Here is a 19235-nt window from a genome sequence, read left to right as displayed (position 1 = left end):
CGACGGCCCGTCGCCCGCTGTGCCGCGGCGTCAGTGCGCGCTGCCCGCCGTGGCCGGCGGGAGCTCCACCTCGACGCCGGGGTCGCCCGCGTCCGCCGTGTAGTCCTGCGGCTTGGTCTCGTCGACGCCGTCGGGCGCCTTGAGGGCCCTCATGACGAAGGTCAGGACGACCGTGACCAGGACGTTGATCACGAAGGCGGTGAGGCCGATGTAGCCGATCTCGCCGATGCCCGGGATCTCCTTCGCCGAACCACCGAAGTGCTTCTGCGTCGGCGAGGCCACCCCGTAGGCGGCGACCGTGCCGTAGACCATGCCGACCGCCCAGCCGCCGATCAGCGCCCAGCGGTGGAACCAGCGGGTGAACAGGCCGCCCACCAGCGCCGGGAAGGTCTGCAGGATCCAGATGCCGCCGAGCAGCTGGAAGTTGATGGCGACCGTCTTGTCCATGGTCAGGACGAAGACCAGCGCGCCCACCTTCACCAGCAGCGAGACGATCTTGGAGACCTTGGTCTCCTGGGCCGGGGTCGCGTCCGGCTTGATGAAGTCCTTGTAGATGTTGCGGGTGAACAGGTTCGCCGCCGCGATCGACATGATCGCCGCCGGCACCAGCGCGCCGATGCCGATCGCCGCGAAGGCCACGCCCGCGAACCAGTCCGGGAACATGTTCTCGAACAGCTGCGGGATCGCCAGCTGGCCGTTGCTGACCTTGACGCCGGCCGCGATCGCCATGAAGCCGAGCAGCGCCAGCAGGCCCAGCATCAGGGAGTACAGCGGCAGGATGGTGGTGTTGCGGCGGATCACCTCACGGCTGCGCGAGGACAGCGTCGCGGTGATGGAGTGCGGGTACATGAACAGCGCGAGCGCCGAGCCGAGCGCCAGCGTGGCGTACGTCCACTGGCCGGCGTCGCCCGGCACCAGCGCGCCGCGCGGTGCGCCCGTGGCCGGGTTGGTCTGGCCGAACGCCTCGCTCGCCGAGGCGAAGATCTCGTCGAAGCCGCCCAGCTTGATCGGGATGTAGATGATCGCCACCGCGATGACGATGTAGATCAGCGTGTCCTTCACGAACGCGATCAGCGCGGGGGCCCGCAGACCGGACGAGTACGTGTACGCCGCCAGCACACCGAACGCGATCAGCAGCGGCAGGTCCTTGATGAACCAGTTGGTGTCCTCGCCGCCGCCGACGCCCATCACGTCCAGCACGGCCTGGATGCCGACCAGCTGGAGCGCGATGTACGGCATCGTCGCCAGGATGCCGGTGAGGGCGACGGCCAGCGACAGACCCTTCGAGCCGAACCGGCCGCGCACGAAGTCGGAGGTCGTCACATAGCCGTGCTTGTGCGACACCGACCACAGCCGCGGCAGGAAGGTGAAGATCAGCGGGTACACCAGGATCGTGTACGGCACCGCGAAGAAGCCGGCCGCGCCCGCCGCGTAGATCGCCGCCGGGACGGCCACGAAGGTGTACGCGGTGTACAGGTCGCCGCCGAGCAGGAACCAGGTGACCCAGGTGCCGAAGGACCGGCCGCCCAGGCCCCACTCGTCGAGGCTGTGCTCGTTCTCGGCCTTGCGCCACCGCGCGGCCATGAAGCCCATCGCGGTGACCAGCAGGAAGAAGAAGATGAAGACGGCGAGTGCCACGCCGTTGACGCCCTCGTTCACTGGGCCGCACCACCCTTCGAGGCGTCCCGGCGGGCGCGCTGGTCACGCTGCCAGAGCTTGTACGCGATCATCGTCAGCACGGTGGAGAGCAGTACCCACAGCATCTGGTACCAGTAGAAGAACGGGATGCCGATGAAGACGGGGTCGGTCTTGGCGTACGAGCCGACCCACAGCATGGCCACGAACGGTGCGACGAGACAGAGGGCGATGACGACGCGCGCGGGCGTCACCACCGGCCCTCCTCTGATTTCTGGGGCTTGTGACATCTGACGGCTCCCGTCCCCTCACTGATCACCGGCGGTAATGCGCGGAAATGTAGGTCAGGGTGCGGTGCGCTGGTAACCCCTCGTCCGCATAGCGGTACCCAGGCGCCGCTCAACCGAGAGGCAACAGCAACGAAACCTTTGCCGAACGCCCGCTTCGCCGGATTCATCCGGATCGGGGAGGGCCTCGGGGGCGGCTCGGCGGCGGACCCGTGCGGGGTCAGTCCTGGGGGCGCTTGAGGCGCGCGACGAACTTGTACCGGTCGCCCCGGTACACCGAGCGCACCCACTCCACCGGCTGTCCGTCCCGGTCGCGCGAGTGCCGGGACAGCATCAGCATCGGCAGGCCGACGTCGGTACCGAGCAGACCGGCCTCGCGCGGGGTGGCCAGGGACGTCTCGATGGTCTCCTCGGCCTCCGCGAGATGGACGTCGTACACCTCGGCCAGGGCCGTGTACAGGGAGGCGTACTTGGTCAGGCTGCGGCGCAGCGCCGGGAAGCGCTTGGCGCTGAGATGGGTGGTCTCGATGGCCATCGGCTCGCCGTTGGCCATGCGCAGCCGCTCGATGCGCAGCACCCGCCCGCCGGGCGTGATGTCGAGCAGCCCGGCGAGCCGGTCGTCGGCGGTGACGTAACCGAGGTCCAGCAGCTGAGAGGTGGGTTCGAGGCCCTGCGCGCGCATGTCCTCGGTGTAGGAGGTGAGCTGCAGCGCCTGGGAGACCTTCGGCTTGGCGACGAACGTGCCCTTGCCCTGGATGCGCTCCAGACGTCCTTCGACCACCAGCTCCTGCAGCGCCTGGCGCACCGTGGTGCGCGAGGTGTCGAACTCCGCGGCCAGAGTGCGCTCGGGCGGGACCGGCGTACCGGGCGGAGCCGTCTCGGTCATGTCGAGCAGGTGCTTCTTGAGCCGGTAGTACTTGGGCACGCGCGCCGTACGGACCGCAGTCCCACCCTCGTTCTCCGCACTGCTGACGTCGGTGCTCATGCTCTGCCTTCCCGGCTCCGGGTGCCGAAGCGGCCGACATCCCCGTCGGCCACGGCTGACATCGTGGCACGGCTCCGGACGGGGACGCTCCCCGCACGCTCCGTGATCCCCTTTGTATACCCCCGGGGCCAGGGTTGGTCTAGTCCACGGTCGGGTGCCCCGGCCGGCCGCTCAGATGCCCTGCCACTCGGGCTTGTTGGCGTAGGTGTGCCGGAAGTAGTCGGCGAGCTTCAGCTTGGCGGCGGCGGCCTCGTCGACGACCACCGTGGCGTGCGGGTGCAGCTGGAGCGCGGACGCCGGGCAGACCGCCGCCACCGGTCCCTCGACGGTCGCCGCGACCGCGTCGGCCTTGCCCTCGCCGGTGGCCAGCAGCACCAGGTGGCGGGCCTCCAGGATGGTGCCGATGCCCTGGGTGATGACGTGGTGCGGGACCTGGTCGATGTCGCCGTCGAAGAAGCGCGCGTTGTCCACGCGGGTCTGCTCGGTCAGCGTCTTGATCCGGGTGCGGGAGGCGAGCGAGGAGCACGGCTCGTTGAACCCGATGTGCCCGTCCGTGCCGATGCCGAGGAGCTGGAGGTCGACACCGCCGGCCTCCGCCAGCCGCCTGTCGTACGCCTCGCACGCACCCTGCACGTCCTCGGCGGTGCCGTCGGGGCCCATGAACGCGTCCATCGGGATGCCGAGCGGCTCCAGCACCTCGCGCCGGAGCACCGAACGGTAGGACTCGGGGTGCTCGGCGGGCAGCCCCACGTACTCGTCGAGCTGGGCGATCCGCGCCCGCGAGACGTCCACGGCACCGGAGCGGACCTTGGCCGTCAGTGCCTGGTAGACGGGCAGCGGTGTGGAGCCGGTGGCCACGCCCAGCAGGGCGTCGGGCTTGCGCCGCAGCAGCTGCGCCATGGCCTCGGCGATGAGCTCGCCGCCCGCCTCGGCGTCCGCAACGATGACAACTTCCACGGTGGGCCTGCCGATCTTCTCGAAGGACTCGACTGGGACTGGACCCGGGAGGGTGGGCCCTAGTGGTTTAGACCAATCTTAACCTAACAGAGCCGCCCGCCGGGGCCCAGGGAAGCGGTCCCGACGAGCCCGGGCGGTCGGTTTCCACGGCCCCGGCAGGACGGTCGCGACCTTCGGGGACGACGGCTCCGACGCGTCCGGGCGGTCGCCCCGACGGTCCGGGCCGCTCGACCCCGACGCCCTTTTCCAGTGCCCGCGGCGCCCGCTATAAAAGCCCTGCCGGGTGCAGGTCCGTGAAGCGGAGCGCCGGGGGAGGAGGCTGCGTGGACGACGTGGGAGCACCACGGGACGTGGCCCGGGCCGCCGTGCCCCGGCCGCGCGGCCGTCCCCGCTCCTTCGACCGGGAGGCCGCACTGGAGAAGGCGCTCCTGGCCTTCTGGGAGCACGGCTACGAGGTCACCTCGGTCGCCGACCTCACCCGCGCCATGGACATCGGCGCCCCGAGTCTCTACGCCGCCTTCGGCGACAAGCGCTCCCTGTTCGACGAGGCCGTCGCGGTCTACATGGCACGCTACGGCTCCTTCGCCGACCGGGCCCTCGCGGAGGAGCCGACCGCCCGGGCGGCCGTCGAGCGGATGCTGCGGGAGGCCGCCGCCGCGTACACCGAACCCGGCCGGCCGCGCGGTTCGCTCGTCGCCCACGCCGCCGCCAACTGCTCGAACGCCGAGGTGGAGCGCTCCCTGCGGGAACGCCGCCTGGCCGCCCTCGCCGCCCTGGAGAGCCGGATCCGCGCCGACATCGATGCCGGGGTGCTGCCCGCGGACACCGACGCCGCCGCGCTCGCCCGCCACACCGGCGCGGTGATCCAGGGCATGTCGCAGCAGGCGCGGGACGGAGCGGCCCGGGAGGCGCTGGAGTCGCTCGCCCGGATGTCCATGACCGTCTGGCCCCGCGACGGCGGCCCCACGGGTTAGGCTGCGTGCCGGACGTCCACTGATGCGGACGTCCGGTGAGGTGACGTCCAGCGATCCGGACACCCGCGATCCGCACGTCCGGTGAGCCGGGCGGTGCGACAGACCGCGAGAAAAAACAACAGCGTTCAACGCATTTACACGGACAGTGGTCTAGTCCACAATGCGTAGCAGGACACAGAAGCCTGCCTTCCCCGCACAGGAAGGCGGACCGAGGACCCGGAGCTCTCTGCCCTGACTGCCCCGGTTCCTCATCCTCGGCCGACCGGGACCGCACACCCCACCGGCCGATATTGCTCCGGGCTGCGGTGCCGGGAGGGTTGAGGGTCCCTCTCAGGCGCCGCGGCCCGCGGGTGTTTCCGGGGCCGCACCGACCGCCGGGTACGCTCGCTGACGTGCCCTCCATGAACGAACTCGTACGCCAGCACACCGCTCTCGACGACACCGACCTCGAGTGGCTCCACCTGCTGGTCTCGGAGTGGCAGCTGCTCTCCGACCTCTCCTTCGCCGACCTGGTCCTGTGGGTCCCCACCCGCGACGGCACCCGCTATGTGTCCGTCGCCCAGATGCGGCCCAACACCGGACCCACCTCCTACCAGGACGACATGGTCGGCCACCTCGTCCCGCGCGGCCGCCGGCCGATGCTGGACGCGGCGCTGGACGAGGGGCGCATCGTGCGCGAGGGCGACCCGGAGTGGCGCGAGGAGGTTCCCGTACGGGTCGAGTCGATCCCCGTACGGCGCGAGGGGCGTGTCCTCGGAGTGATCGCGCGCAACACCAACCTGCTCACCGTGCGCACCCCGAGCCGGCTGGAGCTCACCTACCTCCAGAGCGCCTCCGACCTCGCGCAGATGATCGCGGCCGGTGCCTTCCCGTTCGCGAACCAGCAGCTGGAGATGGACGCCTCGCCCCGCGTCGGTGACGGACTGATCCGGCTCGACGCCGACGGCATCGTGCAGTACGCCTCCCCGAACGCCCTGTCCGCGTACCACCGCATGGGTCTGGCCGCCGACCTGGTGGGCCATCACCTCGGCCGGACCACCGCCGAACTGGCGCCCTCCCGCGGCCCGGTGGACGAGGCGCTGGCCAAGGTCGCCAGCGGCTGGGCGCCGCGCGAGTTCGAGATCGAGGCGCACGACGGGGTGATCCAGTTCCGGGCGATCCCGCTGAAGCCGAAGGGGACGCGCATCGGGTCGCTGGTGTTGCTCCGCGACGTCACCGAACTTCGCCGCCGCGAACGCGAGTTGATCACCAAGGACGCGACCATCCGGGAGATCCACCACCGGGTGAAGAACAACCTGCAGACGGTGGCGGCCCTGCTGCGTCTGCAGGCCCGGCGGATCGGTTCCGAGCGCGGTCGCGCGGCGCTGGAGGAGGCCGTGCGGCGGGTGGGGTCGATCGCGATCGTGCACGAGACGCTGTCCCAGAACCTGGACGAGCGTGTGGAGTTCGACGAGATCGCCGACCGTGTCCTGGCGATGGTGGCCGAGATCTCACCGGGCAAGGTGACCGGCCGGCGCACGGGCCGCTTCGGCATCCTCGACGCGGAGGTCGCCACTCCGTTGTCGATGGTGCTGACCGAGATCCTGCAGAACGCCCTGGAGCACGGCTTCCGCGAGGGCGAGACCGGCAGCGTCGAGGTGTCGGCGGTCCGTGGCGGCACCACCAAGGAGGCCCGCCTGCTGGTCACCGTGCAGGACGACGGCGTGGGTCTGCCCGAGGGGTTCGATCCGCACACCGCGGGCAATCTCGGCCTGCAGATCGTACGGACCCTGGTGGAGGGCGAGTTGGGGGGGACCTTCGACATGGTCCCGGCTCCGGAGCGGGGGACCAGGGTGATCCTGGACATTCCGGTGCAGTCCGACAAGTGAGCGGAGCCCGGACAGGCGAGGGCGGCGCGGCACAGCAAAAGGCCCCGGACCGGGTGAGGGTCCGGGGCTGATGCTCGTTGCTTCGGGGTCCCCCTGCTCGAGCGGAGTCGAGACCTCGGGGGGAACCGCGCGCTGCGGCTCGGGGGCGGGAGATGCGTACGCGCTGTCTACGGAGTGATGCCGTCAGGCACACGCGCCGCCAAGCTCAGGCTGTCAGCAGCAGGGGGTGGGGTTGTCAGGCGGAGGCCTGACGGGCCCGGTTGCGGGCGGCGCGGCGCTTCATCGCGCGACGCTCGTCCTCGCTGAGACCACCCCAGACGCCGGAGTCCTGACCGGACTCGAGCGCCCACTGCAGGCACTGCTCGATCACCGGGCAGCGACGGCAGACGGCCTTGGCTTCCTCGATCTGCAGCAGCGCGGGACCGGTGTTGCCGATGGGGAAGAAGAGCTCGGGGTCTTCCTCGCGGCAAACGGCGTTGTGACGCCAGTCCATGGCTGCTACCTCTCCTTGGTATTACTGCAGGTGCTTGTGAATGTGAACGCTTTCACGAATCCCTCAACAACGGAAGGGCCGCCCGCCAGGTTCGCTGGCGAGGTCCAGGGGTTTGAAGAGGGGTTCCGGTGATCTGTTGAGGCCGGTGTTGCGGGCCGTCCCGATCGCCATGTAGAGACTCGCAAACCTCGGCGACGGATACAACCCCTTCCGGAAAGTTTTTTTTGATTCTTCGGTGTCGACTAGGTCACAGCCGTACTTCCATGGGGTGGACCCTGGCCTAAACGTTCGAGTGAAAGGACTTTGGCCCTTTCTGCTCACACAATCACACGCAGTGCACGGCGTACACCTGTGAACGTCACGCTCGTGCGCAGCCCCAGGTGGTCACCGTCCATCTGGAGGGGCAGCGGCACCTTCGAATGCAAGGTGAAGCGCGTCAGATCGTGCCGCGAGACCGCATGCTTGCCCCGCGGTCCGCGCTCCGGGGACGAAGTGAGCAACTGGGTGCCATACCGGGCAACCGCGGCGGTGGACATGCGGCTCAGACCGAAGAGGTCGAGGCCCGTATCGAACGAGGCCTTAGGTGACGCGTAGATCGGGCGATTGCCGAGAAACGTCCACGGCGAGGTGTTCGAGACTATGGAGAGAACAAGGTCACTGACCGGTTCCTCGCCCGGGTGCTCCAAGGTGATCGTTCCGCGCCGGCGGTGCGGCTCGCCGATCAGCTGACGGACGACCTGGCGCATGTACAGCGCGTGGGTGGACTTCCTGCCGCGCTCCCGCTGCTGCTCGACCCGGCCGACCACACCGGCGTCGAAGCCGAGGCCCGCGTTGAAGGTGAACCACCGGGAGGGCACGGCCTCGTCCTCCGTGCCCGGCGTGCCCGAGGTCAGACCGAGGCCCACCGTGCGCTCACGGCCCTCGCGCAGCGCGTCGAGCAGGACGCCGGTGGCCTCCACCGGCTGGTTCGGCAGTCCCAGCGCACGGGCGAAGACATTGGTCGAGCCGCCCGGGACCACGGCGAGGCCGGGCAGGTGCTCCGGATCGGGGCCGGCGTGCAGCAGACCGTTGACCACCTCGTTGACCGTGCCGTCCCCGCCCAGGGCCACCACCAGGTCGACGTCGTCGCTCTCCGCGGCCTGCCGGCCCAGGTCGCGTGCGTGGCCCCGGTACTCGGTGGTGACCGCTTCCAGTTTCATCTCGCTGGCGAGCGCATGGATCAACACATCGCGCGTGCGCGCACTTGTGGTGGTTGCCGCCGGATTGACCACGAGAAGTGCACGCATGACGTGCAGCGTACCTACTGAGTGGTACCTGGCCCAGACCGAGGCGGTTCGGCAACCCGCACGACGGAGGGCGTGAACCGCACCGAGGGTGCGCGGGACGGGACGTACGACCGCGCCGCGGAAGCGCCTCGCGCGGACGGGCGTGACCGCGCCACCGGTGGGTACGTCGGGGACGCGGGCCTCGCCACCTGGGGACTACGACGAGGGCCCCCTCGCTGCGGCGGTGCCCGACGCAAGGGCGACCGCGCCGTCGGAGGTGCCCGGCTCGGGTGTGACCTCGCCACGGGCGCGTGCGGTGCGAGGGCTACCCTTCTGGGGTGAGCAGTGAGCAGAGCACCACCGCCCCGGACACCACCGGCCCCCGCCCGCGCCGCCTCACGTACGCCGCGGCGCTGGCCGCGCTGGAAGGGCTCGCGCTGGTGGCCGGAGGGGTCTGGATGCTGGTCCTCGGCATCGCGGGCGAGCCCGACGACCGCAGTCAGGCCGTCACCGGCGGGGTGACGCTGATCGCGCTCGCGCTGCTGCCGCTGATCGCCGCGCGGGGACTGTTCGCTCGGCGGAGCTGGAGCCGGGGCCCCGCCGTGATCACGCAGATCATGGCGCTGCCGGTGGCGTACAACCTGCTGCGCTCCGACAGCGTGGCCATCCCGGCCGGGATCGTGCTCGCCGTCGTGGCCGTCACCGCGCTCGTGCTGCTGATCAACCCCGAGACGACCCGGGCCCTCGGCATCCGCGGACCCGGGAACGCGCAGAAGTAGCGCCCGGGCCGGACCGCGGCGGCCACGCGGAGCGCCGGGTCATTCCTGCGCGCCCGTCACTCCTCCACGAGCAGCTTCTCCCGCAGCTGGGCCAGGGTACGGGCCAGCAGCCGGGAGACGTGCATCTGCGAGATGCCGACCTCCTGCGCGATCTGCGACTGGGTCATGTTGCCGAAGAAGCGCAGCAGCAGGATCCGCTTCTCGCGCGGCGGCAGGTCCTCCAGCAGCGGCTTGAGGGACTCCCGGTACTCCACGCCCTCCAGCGCCTCGTCCTCCGCGCCGAGGGTGTCGGCGACCGCGGGGGACTCGTCGTCGGTGTCGGGGACGTCCAGGGACAGCGTGGAGTACGCGTTGGCGGACTCCAGACCCTCCAGGACCTCCTCCTCGGAGATGGCCAGCTTCTCGGCCAGCTCGTGCACCGTGGGGGAGCGGCCGTGCAGCTGGGACAGCTCCGCCGTGGCCGTGGTGAGCGCCAGGCGCAGCTCCTGGAGCCGGCGGGGCACGCGCACCGCCCAGCCCTTGTCCCGGAAGTGCCGCTTGATCTCACCGACGACCGTCGGGGTCGCGTACGTGGAGAACTCCACACCGCGGTCCGGGTCGAAGCGGTCGACCGACTTGATCAGCCCGATGGTGGCGACCTGGGTGAGGTCGTCCAGCGGCTCGCCGCGGTTGCGGAAGCGGCGCGCGAGGTGCTCGACGAGCGGCAGGTGCATGCGCACCAGCCGGTTGCGCAGCTCCGCGTACTCGGGAGTGCCGTCCTGCAGGGTGCGCAGTTCGAGGAACAGGGCGCGCGCCCCGCTGCGGTCGTGCGGGTCGTGGTGCGCGTGCCCGCCCTGGGTGCCGGGCGCGCCCGGGGCGCGCCGCGCGCTCTGCGCACCGGGCACCCGCGGCGCCTCGTCCTCGGCGTGTCGCTCGTGCTCGCTCATCGTCCCGCCCGTCGCCCTTCCCCGAGCGCTCGCCTCGTCCCCCGCCGTCGGCTCCGCCCGGGCGGGGACGCCCCCGTGGCCGGGAGCAGCCCCGGCCGGCGGCCTGCTCCGCGCGGCACCACCGGCCTGCCCGCCGCCCGGGGAGACGGCCTCCGTGGAGTCGTCCTCCGGATGCGGCCGGGCCTGCTCGGGGATGCCGTCGATGCCGTCCGGCACGCGCTCGGCCGGCAGCTCCCGTGTGCCGCGTTCTTCGTCCCGCACCGGCCCGTCCTCTTTCCTCACGCCGGCCCGGGTCCCGCGCCGCGCTGTTTGTAGAGGCTGATCGAAACGGTTCTGTCCTCGTCCACGGCGGAGGAGACCTTGCCCGCGAGCGCGGACAGGACGGTCCAGGCGAAGGTGTCCCGCGAAGGGGCGTGACCATCCGTGGTCGGGGCCGAGACGGTGACCTCGAGCGAGTCGTCGACGAGCCGGAAGACACAGCTGAGCACCGACCCCGGCACGGCCTGCTGGAGCAGGATCGCGCAGGCCTCGTCGACCGCGATGCGCAGGTCCTCGATCTCGTCGAGGGTGAAGTCCAAACGGGCCGCGAGGCCGGCCGTGGCCGTACGCAGCACCGACAGGTAGGCCCCCGCGGCCGGCAGCCGGACTTCCACGAAGTCCTGGGTCGCGGGCTCGCCTGCGATCTGGGACACCCTCACCTCCAAGGTGGTACAAGCGTTTCAGGGCCGGGTTCGCCCCCGGGTAACGCGCTACGTGGTTCAGCGGTGACGCTATCGCGCTCTCAGCGCTCCTGTCCCCGGGACCCCGACCCATTTCTGTCACTCATAGTAAAACTACGGATACGCTCCGTGGCTAGGGGTCTGCGGCTCCCAAATGGGAAGAGCGCGCGCCGCATTGACGTACCCAGACGTCAGACGGTCGAACCGTCCGGCAACCGGGTCGCGCCGGGTCACACCAGTACGTGATCGACGAAGCACCACCGCCAGTCCTCGCCCGGTTCGTGGGTCCGCATCACCGGGTGGCCGGTCTCCTTGTGGTGCTCCGTGGCGTGCCGCTTCGGCGAGGAGTCGCAGCACCCGACGTGGCCGCAGGTCAGGCAGAGGCGCAGCTGCACCGGATCGGTGCCGTCCCGCAGGCACTCCGGACACGTCTCACCGAGCGGGACGGGTTCCGGGTGCGGCAGCGCGTCGGCGTGCGTGCACTGTTTCATGATTGCCAGATTACGACGCGCGCGCGGGCGACCGCGCGGAAAAACGAGGGTGGGCGGACATGGACGTGATGCCACTGCTGCTGCTGGTGGCGGGGAGTGCCGCGGTGGCCGCGGCCGCCCGGCGCACACCGGTCCCGGCACCGCTGCTGCTGGTCGCGGTCGGCCTGGCGGTCAGCTACGTCCCCGGCGTGCCCGCGTACGAGCTGGACCCGCACATCGTCCTGCCGCTGATCCTGCCGCCCCTGCTGCACACCGCGGCCACCGACAGCTCCTACCTCGACCTGCGGGCGCAGCTGCGGCCGGTGGCGTTGCTGTCGGTCGGCTACGTGCTGTTCGCGACCTTCGCCGTCGGCTGGGTCCTCTACCTGCTGGTGCCGGGGCTGCCGCTGACGGCCGCCCTGGTGTTCGGAGCCGTCGTGGCCCCGCCGGACGCGGTCGCGGCGACCGCGGTGGCCCGCAGGGTGGGCCTGCCGTCCCGGATCACCACGATCCTCCAGGGCGAGTCCCTGCTGAACGACGCCACCGCGATCACCGCGTTCCGGGTGGCCGTCGCGGCGGCCGTCGGCGAGGGCGCCACCTGGGCCGGCGGCATCGGGGAGTTCCTGGTCGCGGCGGTCGGCGGGGTCGCGGTCGGCCTGGTGCTGATGGCGCCCCTGCACTGGCTGCGCACGCACGTGAAGGAGGCGCTGCTGCAGAACACGCTCTCGCTGCTGATCCCGTTCGTCGCGTACGCCGTGGCCGAGCAGGTGCACGCGTCCGGCGTCATCGCCGTCGTGGTCGTCGCGCTGTATCTCGGGCACCGCGCGTGGGAGGTCGACTTCGCGACCCGCCTCCAGGAGGAGGCGGTGTGGAAGATGGTCGCGTTCGTCCTGGAGTCCGCGGTGTTCGCGCTCATCGGACTGCAACTGCCCGTCGTCCTCAAGGGACTCGGCGAGTACGAGGGCGTCGACGCCGCCTGGTACGCGCTGGCCGTGTTCGCGGTGGTCGTCGCGATGCGGTTCGTCTGGGTGTACCCGGCGACCTGGCTGCCGCCCCTGCTGTCGGCGCGGATCCGGGAGCGCGAGGGCAGGCCCGGCTGGAAGGCGCCGTTCGTCATCGCGTGGGCCGGCATGCGCGGCGTGGTCTCGCTGGCCATCGCCTTCTCCATCCCGTTCACCGCCGAGGGCGAGGACTTCCCGCAGCGCAACCTGCTGCTCTTCCTCACCTTCACGACCGTCATCGGCACCCTGGTGGTGCAGGGCCTGACCCTGCCGCCGCTGATCCGCGTGCTGAAGCTCCCCGGCCGCGACGTGCGGGCCGAGACCCTGGCCGAGGCCAACGCCCAGGCGCAGGCGTCGAGAGCCGCCGAGCAGCGCCTCGACGAACTCCTGTCCGACGAGCGCAACGCCCTGCCCGCCCCGCTCGCCGACCGGCTGCGCATCGTCCTGGAGCGCCGCCGCAACGCCGTCTGGGAACGGCTCGGACAGGTCAACCCGGTCACGGGCGAGTCGGTGGACGACACCTACCGGCGGCTGTCCCGCGAGATGATCGGCGCCGAACGCGAGATGTTCGTCCGGCTCCGCGACGGCCGCTACATCGACGACGAGATGCTGCGCACGCTGCTGCGCCGGCTGGACCTGGAGGAGGCGGCGGCCTACCGGGAGACGACGTGACGCCCACCGCTCACGTGAGCCGCCCACCGGGAGACGGCATGACGTCCACCGCTCAGGTGAAAGGGCGGCCGGTGATCACGGCGGCGACCGTGCTCCCGCGCGGGAACGCGCCCTCCTCGGCGAGGGCGACGAGGGCGTAGAGCAACTTGGCGACATAGAGACGCTCCACCGGGAGCCCGTGGCGCTGTTCGAAGTCCGCGGCGAACGCCTCCAGTTCGGGCGTGGTGCGGCCGTAGCCGCCGAAGTGGAAGCGGTCGTCGAGACTCCAGTCGCCGCGCGGCCCGCCGAACGCCTCCCGTTGCAGCGCCCGTATGTCACCGCTCAGGAAGCCGCCCTTGAGCACCGGCACGCCCAGTGCGCGCCCGCCGGCGCCGAGCCCGGCGGCCAGCCCGGCGAGGGTGCCGCCGGTGCCGCAGGCCACCGCGGCCACGTCGGCCGGCTCGGCCAGTTCCCGGCCGAGCCGGCGGCAGCCGCGCACGGCGGCGGCATTGCTGCCGCCCTCGGGCACGACGTACGCGTCCTCGGCGTCCGCCGCGCGCAGGACGGCCGTCAGCGTCTCCGGCTCGGCCTTGCGGCGGTACGTCGACCGGTCGACGAAGTGGAGCCGCATGCCGTCGGCCGCGCACCGCGTGAGGGAGGGGTTGAGGGGGCGGCCGGCCAGCTCCTGGCCGCGCACCACCCCGACCGTGTCCAGGCCGAGCAGCCGGCCGGCGGCGGCCGTGGCCCGCAGGTGGTTGGAGTACGCGCCGCCGAAGGTGAGCAGGGTCCGCCCGGCCGCGGCGGAGAGGTTCGGCGCGAGCTTGCGCCACTTGTTGCCGACCAGGTCGGGGTGGATCAGGTCGTCCCGTTTCAGCAGGAGCCGCACCCCGCGCCGCTCGAACCGCCCGTCCGTGACCTCCTGCAACGGCGAGGGCAGCCGCGGGCGCAGGCCCGTGAGGGCGTCGGGGCCGGGATCGTCGCAGCTGGTCACGGGGCCATTGTCGCCTGCCGGCGCCTGCGGCCGCGGACCGCCTCGATCAGCGAGGGGCCACCGCGCAGGCACCACAGGGCGATCACCGGGTCGCAGATCGCGCAGCCCAGGGACGACGTGTGGGCGAACGGGACGATGGGGTTGCCCTTGAGGTGGTGGACGATGTCCCACGCGGTGTGCAGCAGCCAGCCGATCCCGATGAACGTCCACGACTCCAGGCCGCGGAACGCCACCCAGGTGACCAGCGCCGTGAAGGCGAACTCCCATCCGCCCAGGCCGCCGCCGCTGAGGTAGGCGGCGCCCGCACCGGCGACCATGACGGCGTTCAGGTGCCGCCGGTGCGGTTCACGGACGAGGGACATCAGCAGGGCGTAGAGGATCCCGATGCCGATCGGTGCGACGTACTGCATGGCGAGGCCTTCTCCTGGGACGTCAGGGACGGCTCACCACGCTAGGAGCGGGCGGTTCCGGGCCCCAGCGGGTGAAACGACAGGCACCAACGGGTTGTCGCCACCGGACCGCGCGCCGTCGCGCCGCCGCGGTCACTTCAGCCGGTCGCGGACCCGCTCCCTCATCGAGGTCATCGAGAACCCGCGCGGGTCGACCTTCCCCGGCTGCCACTCCCGGTGCCCGATCACCGACCGCTCGTTCCAGCCGTGGTGGCGGCAGACCGCGGCCGCGGCTCTCTCGACGGCCTCCAACTGCGCCTTCGTCCACGGGTCCTCGCCGTCGCCGAGGTTCTCGCACTCGAAGCCGTAGAAGTGCCGGTTGCCGTCGGTGTTCACCTCGTTGTCCGCCGGCAGCCGCTTCTCGGCGATCACCGCGCGCAGCACGTCGTCGTCGCCCAGGCCCGCGTGGTTCGCGCGGCCGTAGCCCACGAGGTGGACCCGGCCGTCCTTGGTGATGACTCCGTGGCACAGCGGACCCGGCAGATCCGCGTAGCCCTTGCGGCACAGCTCCACGGTCCGGGCGCTGCCCTTGGTCACCGTGTGATGGATCATGACGCCGTGGACCGGGCCCCAGGGCCCCGTGTGGTTGCGGTTGTGATCGCGCCAGTCGCCGACCTCGACGACCGTGAGACCCTCCGCCTTCAGAGCGCGCAGGAACGCGCTCGCGGACATGGGTGGGGCCATGACCGCCCTCCTTCGTGCTGGGCGACGGCCGCCCGGTGCAACCGCCTGATACCGGGCCTATACCTGAATGGGAGCACGTTCAATTAACCGTTCGGGTGCTGTGCGAGCCGATCCGGACAATCTCCTTCCGCACGGGGGTCGTTGAAGGGCGCCCCATGCGTTCCCAGCCGCCCCAAGATCCAACCCCGCTCGTTCGGGTAATGGTGCACGCACGCTGTGTGAGGAAGGGTTGATCGCGCAGCGCCACGTCCGGCACGGCCGGGCGTGGATCACCATCCGGGGAGGGCAATTTTCCATGTCGGTAGGCGAAGAGGTCCGCACGGAGCAGGCCAGGCAGCAGCAGAGCCTCGGCACGGCGGCCGCGCGGAACCTGGCCACCACGACCAAGTCCGTGCCGCAGATGCAGGAGATCAGCTCGCGCTGGCTGCTGCGCATGCTGCCGTGGGTCGATGTACAGGGCGGCACGTACCGGGTCAACCGGCGACTGACGTACGCCGTCGGCGATGGCCGGATGACGTTCGTGAAGACCGGCGACCGGGTCGAGATCATCCCCGCGGAGCTGGGCGAGCTGCCGGCCCTGCGGTCCTACGAGGACGAGGAGGTACTGGCCGAGCTGGCCGCCCGCTGCCGGCAGCGGGAGATCGGCGCCGGCCAGGTGATCGCCTCCTTCGGCAGCCCCGCCGACGAGGTGTACCTCCTCGCGCACGGCCGGGTGGAGCGCGTCGGCACCGGCCCCTACGGCGAGGACGAGTCCCTCGGAGTCCTCGCCGACGGCGCGTACTTCGGCGAGCAGGCCCTCCAGGGCGACGACGCCATCTGGGAGTACACCGCCCGCACGCTCACCGCCTGCACCGTGCTGGTCCTGCCGCGCGAGGCCGTCCAGCAGGTCGCCGAGCGGTCGGACACCCTGCGCGAGCACCTGCACCGCCGGCTCTCGGGCCCGGGGGAACGCACCAACAAGTACGGCGAGAAGGAGATCGACCTCGCGGCCGGCCACAGCGGTGAGCCGGACATCCCGCACACCTTCGTCGACTACGAGGCCAGGCCCCGCGAGTACGAACTCAGCGTCGCCCAGACCGTACTGCGCATCCACACCCGCGTGGCCGACCTCTACAACCAGCCCATGAACCAGACGGAACAGCAGATCCGGCTGACCGTCGAGGCCCTGAAGGAACGCCAGGAGCACGAACTCGTCAACAACCCCGACTTCGGTCTGCTCCACAACTGCGAGTACGACCAGCGGATCCAGCCCCACGACGGCGTGCCGGCCCCCGACGACCTGGACGAACTGCTCAGCCGCCGACGCGGCACCAGGCTGCTGCTGGCCCACCCGCGGGCGATCGCCGCGTTCGGCCGTGAGCTCAACAAGCGGGGACTGGTCCCGGAGACCATCGACATGGGCGGCAACCGCATCCCCACCTGGCGGGGCGTGCCCATCTTCCCGTGCAACAAGATCCCGGTGACCGAGGCGCGGACGACCTCCATCATCGCCCTGCGTACCGGAGAGGAGGACCAGGGCGTGATCGGGCTGCGGGCCGCCGGCATCCCCGACGAGATCGAGCCGAGTCTGTCCGTGCGCTTCATGGGCATCAACGAACAAGCCATCATCAAATACCTGGTCACGGCCTACTACTCGGCAGCGGTCCTGGTACCGGACGCGCTCGGTGTCCTGGAGAACGTCGAGATCGGCCGCTGGCGATGACCGTCCGCCGGCTCGCGCCGCGCCGTCCGTGTCCCCGCCCGCCCGGGCGGGTACATCTGGGAGGTACGAGCTCGACGGGTGCGGAAGCGCCATCCCTCCGCTCCCTCGCCGAGTCGGACCCAGGGGGAAGCCGATGACGGAGTCCATGACCGAGCCGCACACCGGGCTCACGGAGCACACGACCGGCACCGCCGAGCAGGAGACGGACCTCGGCGACGGGCACGAGGCCACGATGCTGCTGGAGCGGGCGAGGGCCGAGGTCGACCCGGTGCTGCGGGCCGCCATCGGATCGCTGCCCGGCCCGATCCGCCGGATCGCGCTCTACCACTTCGGCTGGCAGGAGGCGGACGGCACACCGGCCCGGGGCGGCTCGGGCAAGGCGATACGTCCCGCGCTGGTGCTCGCCGCGGCCTCCGCGCTGGGCGGCCACGCGGCCCGGTCCGCGGCCGTGCGGGCGGCGGCGGCCGTCGAACTGGTCCACAACTTCACGCTGTTGCACGACGACGTGATGGACCGCGACGCCACCCGCCGCCACCGCCCCACCGCCTGGACGGTGTTCGGGGACGCCGACGCGATCCTCGCCGGGGACGCCCTGCAGGCGCTCGCCCTGCGGCTGCTCGCCGAGGACCCGCATCCGGCGGCCCCGGCCGCGGCGGCCCGGCTCGCCGACTGCGTGGTCGAACTGTGCGCGGGGCAGCACGCGGACACGGCCCTGGAGCGGCGCGGGCCCGGCGAGGTCACGCTCGCCGAGACGCTCGCCATGGCCGAGTCCAAGACCGGCGCGCTGCTCGGCTGCGCCTGCGCGATCGGCGCGCTGTACGCGGACGCCGAGGACGTCGACGTGGCGGCGCTGGACGGGTTCGGCCGTTCGGCGGGGCTGGCCTTCCAGCTCATCGACGACGTGATCGGCATATGGGGCGACCCGCTGCGCACCGGCAAGCCGGCCGGCGCGGACCTGGCCGCCCGCAAGAAGTCGCTGCCGGTGGTCGCCGCCCTCACCTCCGGCACCCCCGCGGCCGCCGAACTCGCCGCGCTGTACACGCAACCGCATCAGAAGGAGGACGTGGAACGCATCGCCCTGGCCGTGGAACGGGCCGGCGGCCGCGACTGGGCGCAGGCCCAGGCGGCCGACCGGATGGCCCGGGCGATGCAGGAAGTTGCACGCGCGGTGCCCGACCCGGAGGCGGCGGGAGGGCTGCTCGCGCTCGCCGAGTTCGTGACCCGGCGCAGCACCTGACGGTCCGCGGACCGTCCCATGGCCCCGGAATCACCGGATGCCGTGCGGATCCTGACCCCGCACGGCACCGTGGCTCCGGCCGGCGGGTCCCGCACTTCCCCACGGTGTGCGGGGCCCGCGCCCTCCTCGGCGGCTCCGGTTAGGCTCAACCTCCGCACGGACACAGACGGTTGGGACGAAGGGGCGGACATGGGCGTGGCGATCCGGACGGCGGGTGCCGAGGACCGGGAGCTGATCGTGCGGCTCCTGGACGAGGCGTTCCAGGACGACCCGGTGAGCAGCTGGGTCTTTCCCGGCGAGGAGTACCGCCGTGCGACGCACCACAGGCTCATGGCGGCCTTCACCGACATCGTGCTCGCCGAGGGTCGCATCGACCTGACCGAGGACGGGTCGGCGTGCGCGCTGTGGCTGTCGGTTCCGGCGGACGACGCGGGGCACGGGGACGGGCAGCCGGACGGCGCGGCGGCCGAGGACGACGGTCCGGCCCGGGTACGCCTGGCCGTCGACCCGGAGAACGACCGGGTGGAGCTGATCGGGCGGCTCACGGCGGGCATCCATCCCTCGGGACGGGCCCACGAGTACCTCTGGATGATCGGCGTCGCCCCCGAGCGGCAGGGCGAGGGGCTCGGCACCGCGCTGATCGGTTCCGTTCTCGAGCGCTGCGACCGGGAGGGGCTGGCGGCCTATCTGGAGGCGAGCAGCGAGCGCAGCCGGCTGCTGTACCGGCGTCTGGGCTTCGAGGCGGCCGGGGAGCCGCTCACCCTCCCGGACGGTCCCCGGATGTGGCCGATGTGGCGCGACCCCCGCCCCGAGGGGGCGGCCCGGTAGGCGCAGCGGGAGCACCGCGGGGCCGCCGGGCCTACCCTGGAGGACATGGGCAGCGAACAACCCGTCTGTCCCGTTTGCGGACAGCCAGTGGACATGGTGGTCCGGCGTCACAAGACGCTGGGTGCGTGGGTGCCGGTGTGGGTGCACGGCCCGTGCCGCAACCCGAAGTGCGAGGAGTACGTGGCGTCGGAGGCCGTGGAGGCCAGGGACTCGGGGGCGACCCGGGCGGGCGAGGAGACGCCGGTCCGCGAGCCCGCACCGGCCCGCGGTGACACCGGCCCGGCTCCGACGCGGCACTGACGCCGGGGGCGGTCGCGTGCCGCCCGCCGGCTCC

At 71.6% G+C, this 19235-nt stretch carries 20 protein-coding genes; 8 read left to right on the top strand and 12 right to left on the bottom strand.

Features of this window, described 5'->3' with window-relative positions; all coding sequences use genetic code 11:
- Positions 1-30: 30 nt before the first annotated feature.
- The 4 genes from mctP to nagB form a co-directional block, all read right to left on the bottom strand.
- Positions 31-1659, bottom strand: a complete 1629-nt coding sequence (mctP, locus tag FGW31_RS11145) for a monocarboxylate uptake permease MctP (RefSeq protein ID WP_142193232.1) — start codon at positions 1657-1659, stop codon at positions 31-33.
- Positions 1656-1925, bottom strand: a complete 270-nt coding sequence (locus FGW31_RS11140) for a DUF3311 domain-containing protein (RefSeq protein WP_182675235.1) — start codon at positions 1923-1925, stop codon at positions 1656-1658. Before FGW31_RS11140 ends, mctP begins: the two co-directional genes overlap by 4 nt.
- 217 nt (positions 1926-2142) lie before the next feature.
- Positions 2143-2907 (bottom strand): GntR family transcriptional regulator, encoded by a 765-nt coding sequence (locus FGW31_RS11135; RefSeq protein ID WP_142193230.1) that lies wholly within the window; start codon positions 2905-2907, stop codon positions 2143-2145.
- A gap of 171 nt (positions 2908-3078) precedes the next feature.
- Complete coding sequence (nagB, locus tag FGW31_RS11130) at positions 3079-3864, bottom strand: glucosamine-6-phosphate deaminase (protein WP_142193229.1); 786 nt, start codon at positions 3862-3864, stop codon at positions 3079-3081.
- Between the two features lie 323 nt (positions 3865-4187).
- On the opposite strand from nagB, the gene FGW31_RS11125 reads away from it, so the two are divergent.
- Positions 4188-4838 carry a TetR/AcrR family transcriptional regulator gene (locus FGW31_RS11125; RefSeq protein WP_142193228.1) on the top strand — a complete coding sequence of 217 codons (651 nt, stop codon included), beginning with the start codon at positions 4188-4190 and terminating at the stop codon, positions 4836-4838.
- Positions 4839-5230: 392 nt separating this feature from the next.
- Entirely contained in the window at positions 5231-6706 is a 1476-nt protein-coding gene (locus FGW31_RS11120) for a sensor histidine kinase (RefSeq protein ID WP_182675237.1), read from the top strand.
- Positions 6707-6941: 235 nt separating this feature from the next.
- Here FGW31_RS11120 and FGW31_RS11115 read toward each other — a convergent pair whose 3' ends face one another.
- On the bottom strand, positions 6942-7199 hold the full coding sequence (locus FGW31_RS11115) for a WhiB family transcriptional regulator (RefSeq protein ID WP_003992873.1): 258 nt from the start codon (positions 7197-7199) through the stop codon (positions 6942-6944).
- A gap of 317 nt (positions 7200-7516) precedes the next feature.
- Positions 7517-8485 (bottom strand): diacylglycerol/lipid kinase family protein, encoded by a 969-nt coding sequence (locus FGW31_RS11110; RefSeq protein ID WP_142193227.1) that lies wholly within the window; start codon positions 8483-8485, stop codon positions 7517-7519.
- Between the two features lie 317 nt (positions 8486-8802).
- Between FGW31_RS11110 and FGW31_RS11105 the strand changes: the two genes are divergently transcribed.
- A complete protein-coding gene (locus FGW31_RS11105; RefSeq protein WP_142193226.1) occupies positions 8803-9243 on the top strand; it encodes a hypothetical protein in 441 nt (146 codons plus the stop codon).
- Positions 9244-9299: 56 nt separating this feature from the next.
- On the opposite strand, the gene FGW31_RS11100 is transcribed toward FGW31_RS11105, so the two are convergent.
- The 3 genes from FGW31_RS11100 to FGW31_RS11090 all read right to left on the bottom strand — a co-directional run bounded on the left by FGW31_RS11100 (position 9300) and on the right by FGW31_RS11090 (position 11379).
- Entirely contained in the window at positions 9300-10430 is a 1131-nt protein-coding gene (locus FGW31_RS11100; RefSeq protein ID WP_161173819.1) for an RNA polymerase sigma factor SigF, read from the bottom strand.
- A 17-nt stretch (positions 10431-10447) separates the two neighbouring features.
- On the bottom strand, positions 10448-10861 hold the full coding sequence (locus FGW31_RS11095) for an ATP-binding protein (RefSeq protein ID WP_006136266.1): 414 nt from the start codon (positions 10859-10861) through the stop codon (positions 10448-10450).
- A 257-nt stretch (positions 10862-11118) separates the two neighbouring features.
- Positions 11119-11379 (bottom strand): UBP-type zinc finger domain-containing protein, encoded by a 261-nt coding sequence (locus FGW31_RS11090; protein ID WP_142193224.1) that lies wholly within the window; start codon positions 11377-11379, stop codon positions 11119-11121.
- A 59-nt stretch (positions 11380-11438) separates the two neighbouring features.
- Here FGW31_RS11090 and FGW31_RS11085 point away from each other — a divergent pair, with 59 nt between their 5' ends.
- A complete protein-coding gene (locus FGW31_RS11085) occupies positions 11439-13031 on the top strand; it encodes a Na+/H+ antiporter (RefSeq protein ID WP_142193223.1) in 1593 nt (530 codons plus the stop codon).
- Between the two features lie 52 nt (positions 13032-13083).
- Here FGW31_RS11085 and FGW31_RS11080 read toward each other — a convergent pair whose 3' ends face one another.
- From FGW31_RS11080 to FGW31_RS11070, 3 genes are all read right to left on the bottom strand, one after another.
- Positions 13084-14001 carry a 1-aminocyclopropane-1-carboxylate deaminase/D-cysteine desulfhydrase gene (locus tag FGW31_RS11080; protein ID WP_142193222.1) on the bottom strand — a complete coding sequence of 306 codons (918 nt, stop codon included), beginning with the start codon at positions 13999-14001 and terminating at the stop codon, positions 13084-13086.
- Positions 13998-14411 carry a DUF6010 family protein gene (locus FGW31_RS11075; protein ID WP_142193221.1) on the bottom strand — a complete coding sequence of 138 codons (414 nt, stop codon included), beginning with the start codon at positions 14409-14411 and terminating at the stop codon, positions 13998-14000. Before FGW31_RS11075 ends, FGW31_RS11080 begins: the two co-directional genes overlap by 4 nt.
- Positions 14412-14543: 132 nt before the next feature.
- Positions 14544-15134 carry a peptidoglycan recognition protein family protein gene (locus FGW31_RS11070; protein ID WP_185907425.1) on the bottom strand — a complete coding sequence of 197 codons (591 nt, stop codon included), beginning with the start codon at positions 15132-15134 and terminating at the stop codon, positions 14544-14546.
- 295 nt (positions 15135-15429) lie between these two features.
- On the opposite strand from FGW31_RS11070, the gene FGW31_RS11065 reads away from it, so the two are divergent.
- The 4 genes from FGW31_RS11065 to FGW31_RS11050 all read left to right on the top strand — a co-directional run bounded on the left by FGW31_RS11065 (position 15430) and on the right by FGW31_RS11050 (position 19201).
- Positions 15430-16836 carry a family 2B encapsulin nanocompartment shell protein gene (locus FGW31_RS11065; RefSeq protein ID WP_142193220.1) on the top strand — a complete coding sequence of 469 codons (1407 nt, stop codon included), beginning with the start codon at positions 15430-15432 and terminating at the stop codon, positions 16834-16836.
- Positions 16837-17068: 232 nt separating this feature from the next.
- Entirely contained in the window at positions 17069-18073 is a 1005-nt protein-coding gene (locus tag FGW31_RS11060; protein ID WP_233452461.1) for a family 2 encapsulin nanocompartment cargo protein polyprenyl transferase, read from the top strand.
- Between the two features lie 189 nt (positions 18074-18262).
- Positions 18263-18901, top strand: a complete 639-nt coding sequence (locus FGW31_RS11055; protein ID WP_142193218.1) for a GNAT family N-acetyltransferase — start codon at positions 18263-18265, stop codon at positions 18899-18901.
- Positions 18902-18994: 93 nt separating this feature from the next.
- Positions 18995-19201 (top strand): hypothetical protein, encoded by a 207-nt coding sequence (locus FGW31_RS11050; RefSeq protein WP_182675245.1) that lies wholly within the window; start codon positions 18995-18997, stop codon positions 19199-19201.
- Positions 19202-19235: the final 34 nt, after the last annotated feature.

The sequence above is a fragment of the Streptomyces calvus genome, from assembly GCF_006782915.1.
Taxonomy (GTDB): Bacteria; Actinomycetota; Actinomycetes; order Streptomycetales; family Streptomycetaceae; genus Streptomyces; species Streptomyces calvus.
Note: the sequence above shows the minus strand (reverse complement) of the source record. Positions and strands in the feature narration are given on the sequence as shown.

Excerpts from the sequence above, each read along its gene's own strand:
- FGW31_RS11140 (WP_182675235.1), bottom strand. The coding sequence starts at position 1,925 with ATGTCACAAGCCCCAGAAATCAGAGGAGGGCCGGTGGTGACGCCCGCG.
- FGW31_RS11135 (WP_142193230.1), bottom strand. The coding sequence starts at position 2,907 with ATGAGCACCGACGTCAGCAGTGCGGAGAACGAGGGTGGGACTGCGGTC.
- FGW31_RS11115 (WP_003992873.1), bottom strand. The coding sequence starts at position 7,199 with ATGGACTGGCGTCACAACGCCGTTTGCCGCGAGGAAGACCCCGAGCTC.
- FGW31_RS11110 (WP_142193227.1), bottom strand. The coding sequence starts at position 8,485 with ATGCGTGCACTTCTCGTGGTCAATCCGGCGGCAACCACCACAAGTGCG.
- FGW31_RS11090 (WP_142193224.1), bottom strand. The coding sequence starts at position 11,379 with ATGAAACAGTGCACGCACGCCGACGCGCTGCCGCACCCGGAACCCGTC.
- FGW31_RS11085 (WP_142193223.1), top strand. The coding sequence starts at position 11,439 with ATGGACGTGATGCCACTGCTGCTGCTGGTGGCGGGGAGTGCCGCGGTG.
- FGW31_RS11075 (WP_142193221.1), bottom strand. The coding sequence starts at position 14,411 with ATGCAGTACGTCGCACCGATCGGCATCGGGATCCTCTACGCCCTGCTG.
- FGW31_RS11070 (WP_185907425.1), bottom strand. The coding sequence starts at position 15,134 with ATGGCCCCACCCATGTCCGCGAGCGCGTTCCTGCGCGCTCTGAAGGCG.
- FGW31_RS11065 (WP_142193220.1), top strand. The coding sequence starts at position 15,430 with ATGTCGGTAGGCGAAGAGGTCCGCACGGAGCAGGCCAGGCAGCAGCAG.
- FGW31_RS11060 (WP_233452461.1), top strand. The coding sequence starts at position 17,069 with ATGCTGCTGGAGCGGGCGAGGGCCGAGGTCGACCCGGTGCTGCGGGCC.
- FGW31_RS11055 (WP_142193218.1), top strand. The coding sequence starts at position 18,263 with ATGGGCGTGGCGATCCGGACGGCGGGTGCCGAGGACCGGGAGCTGATC.
- FGW31_RS11050 (WP_182675245.1), top strand. The coding sequence starts at position 18,995 with ATGGTGGTCCGGCGTCACAAGACGCTGGGTGCGTGGGTGCCGGTGTGG.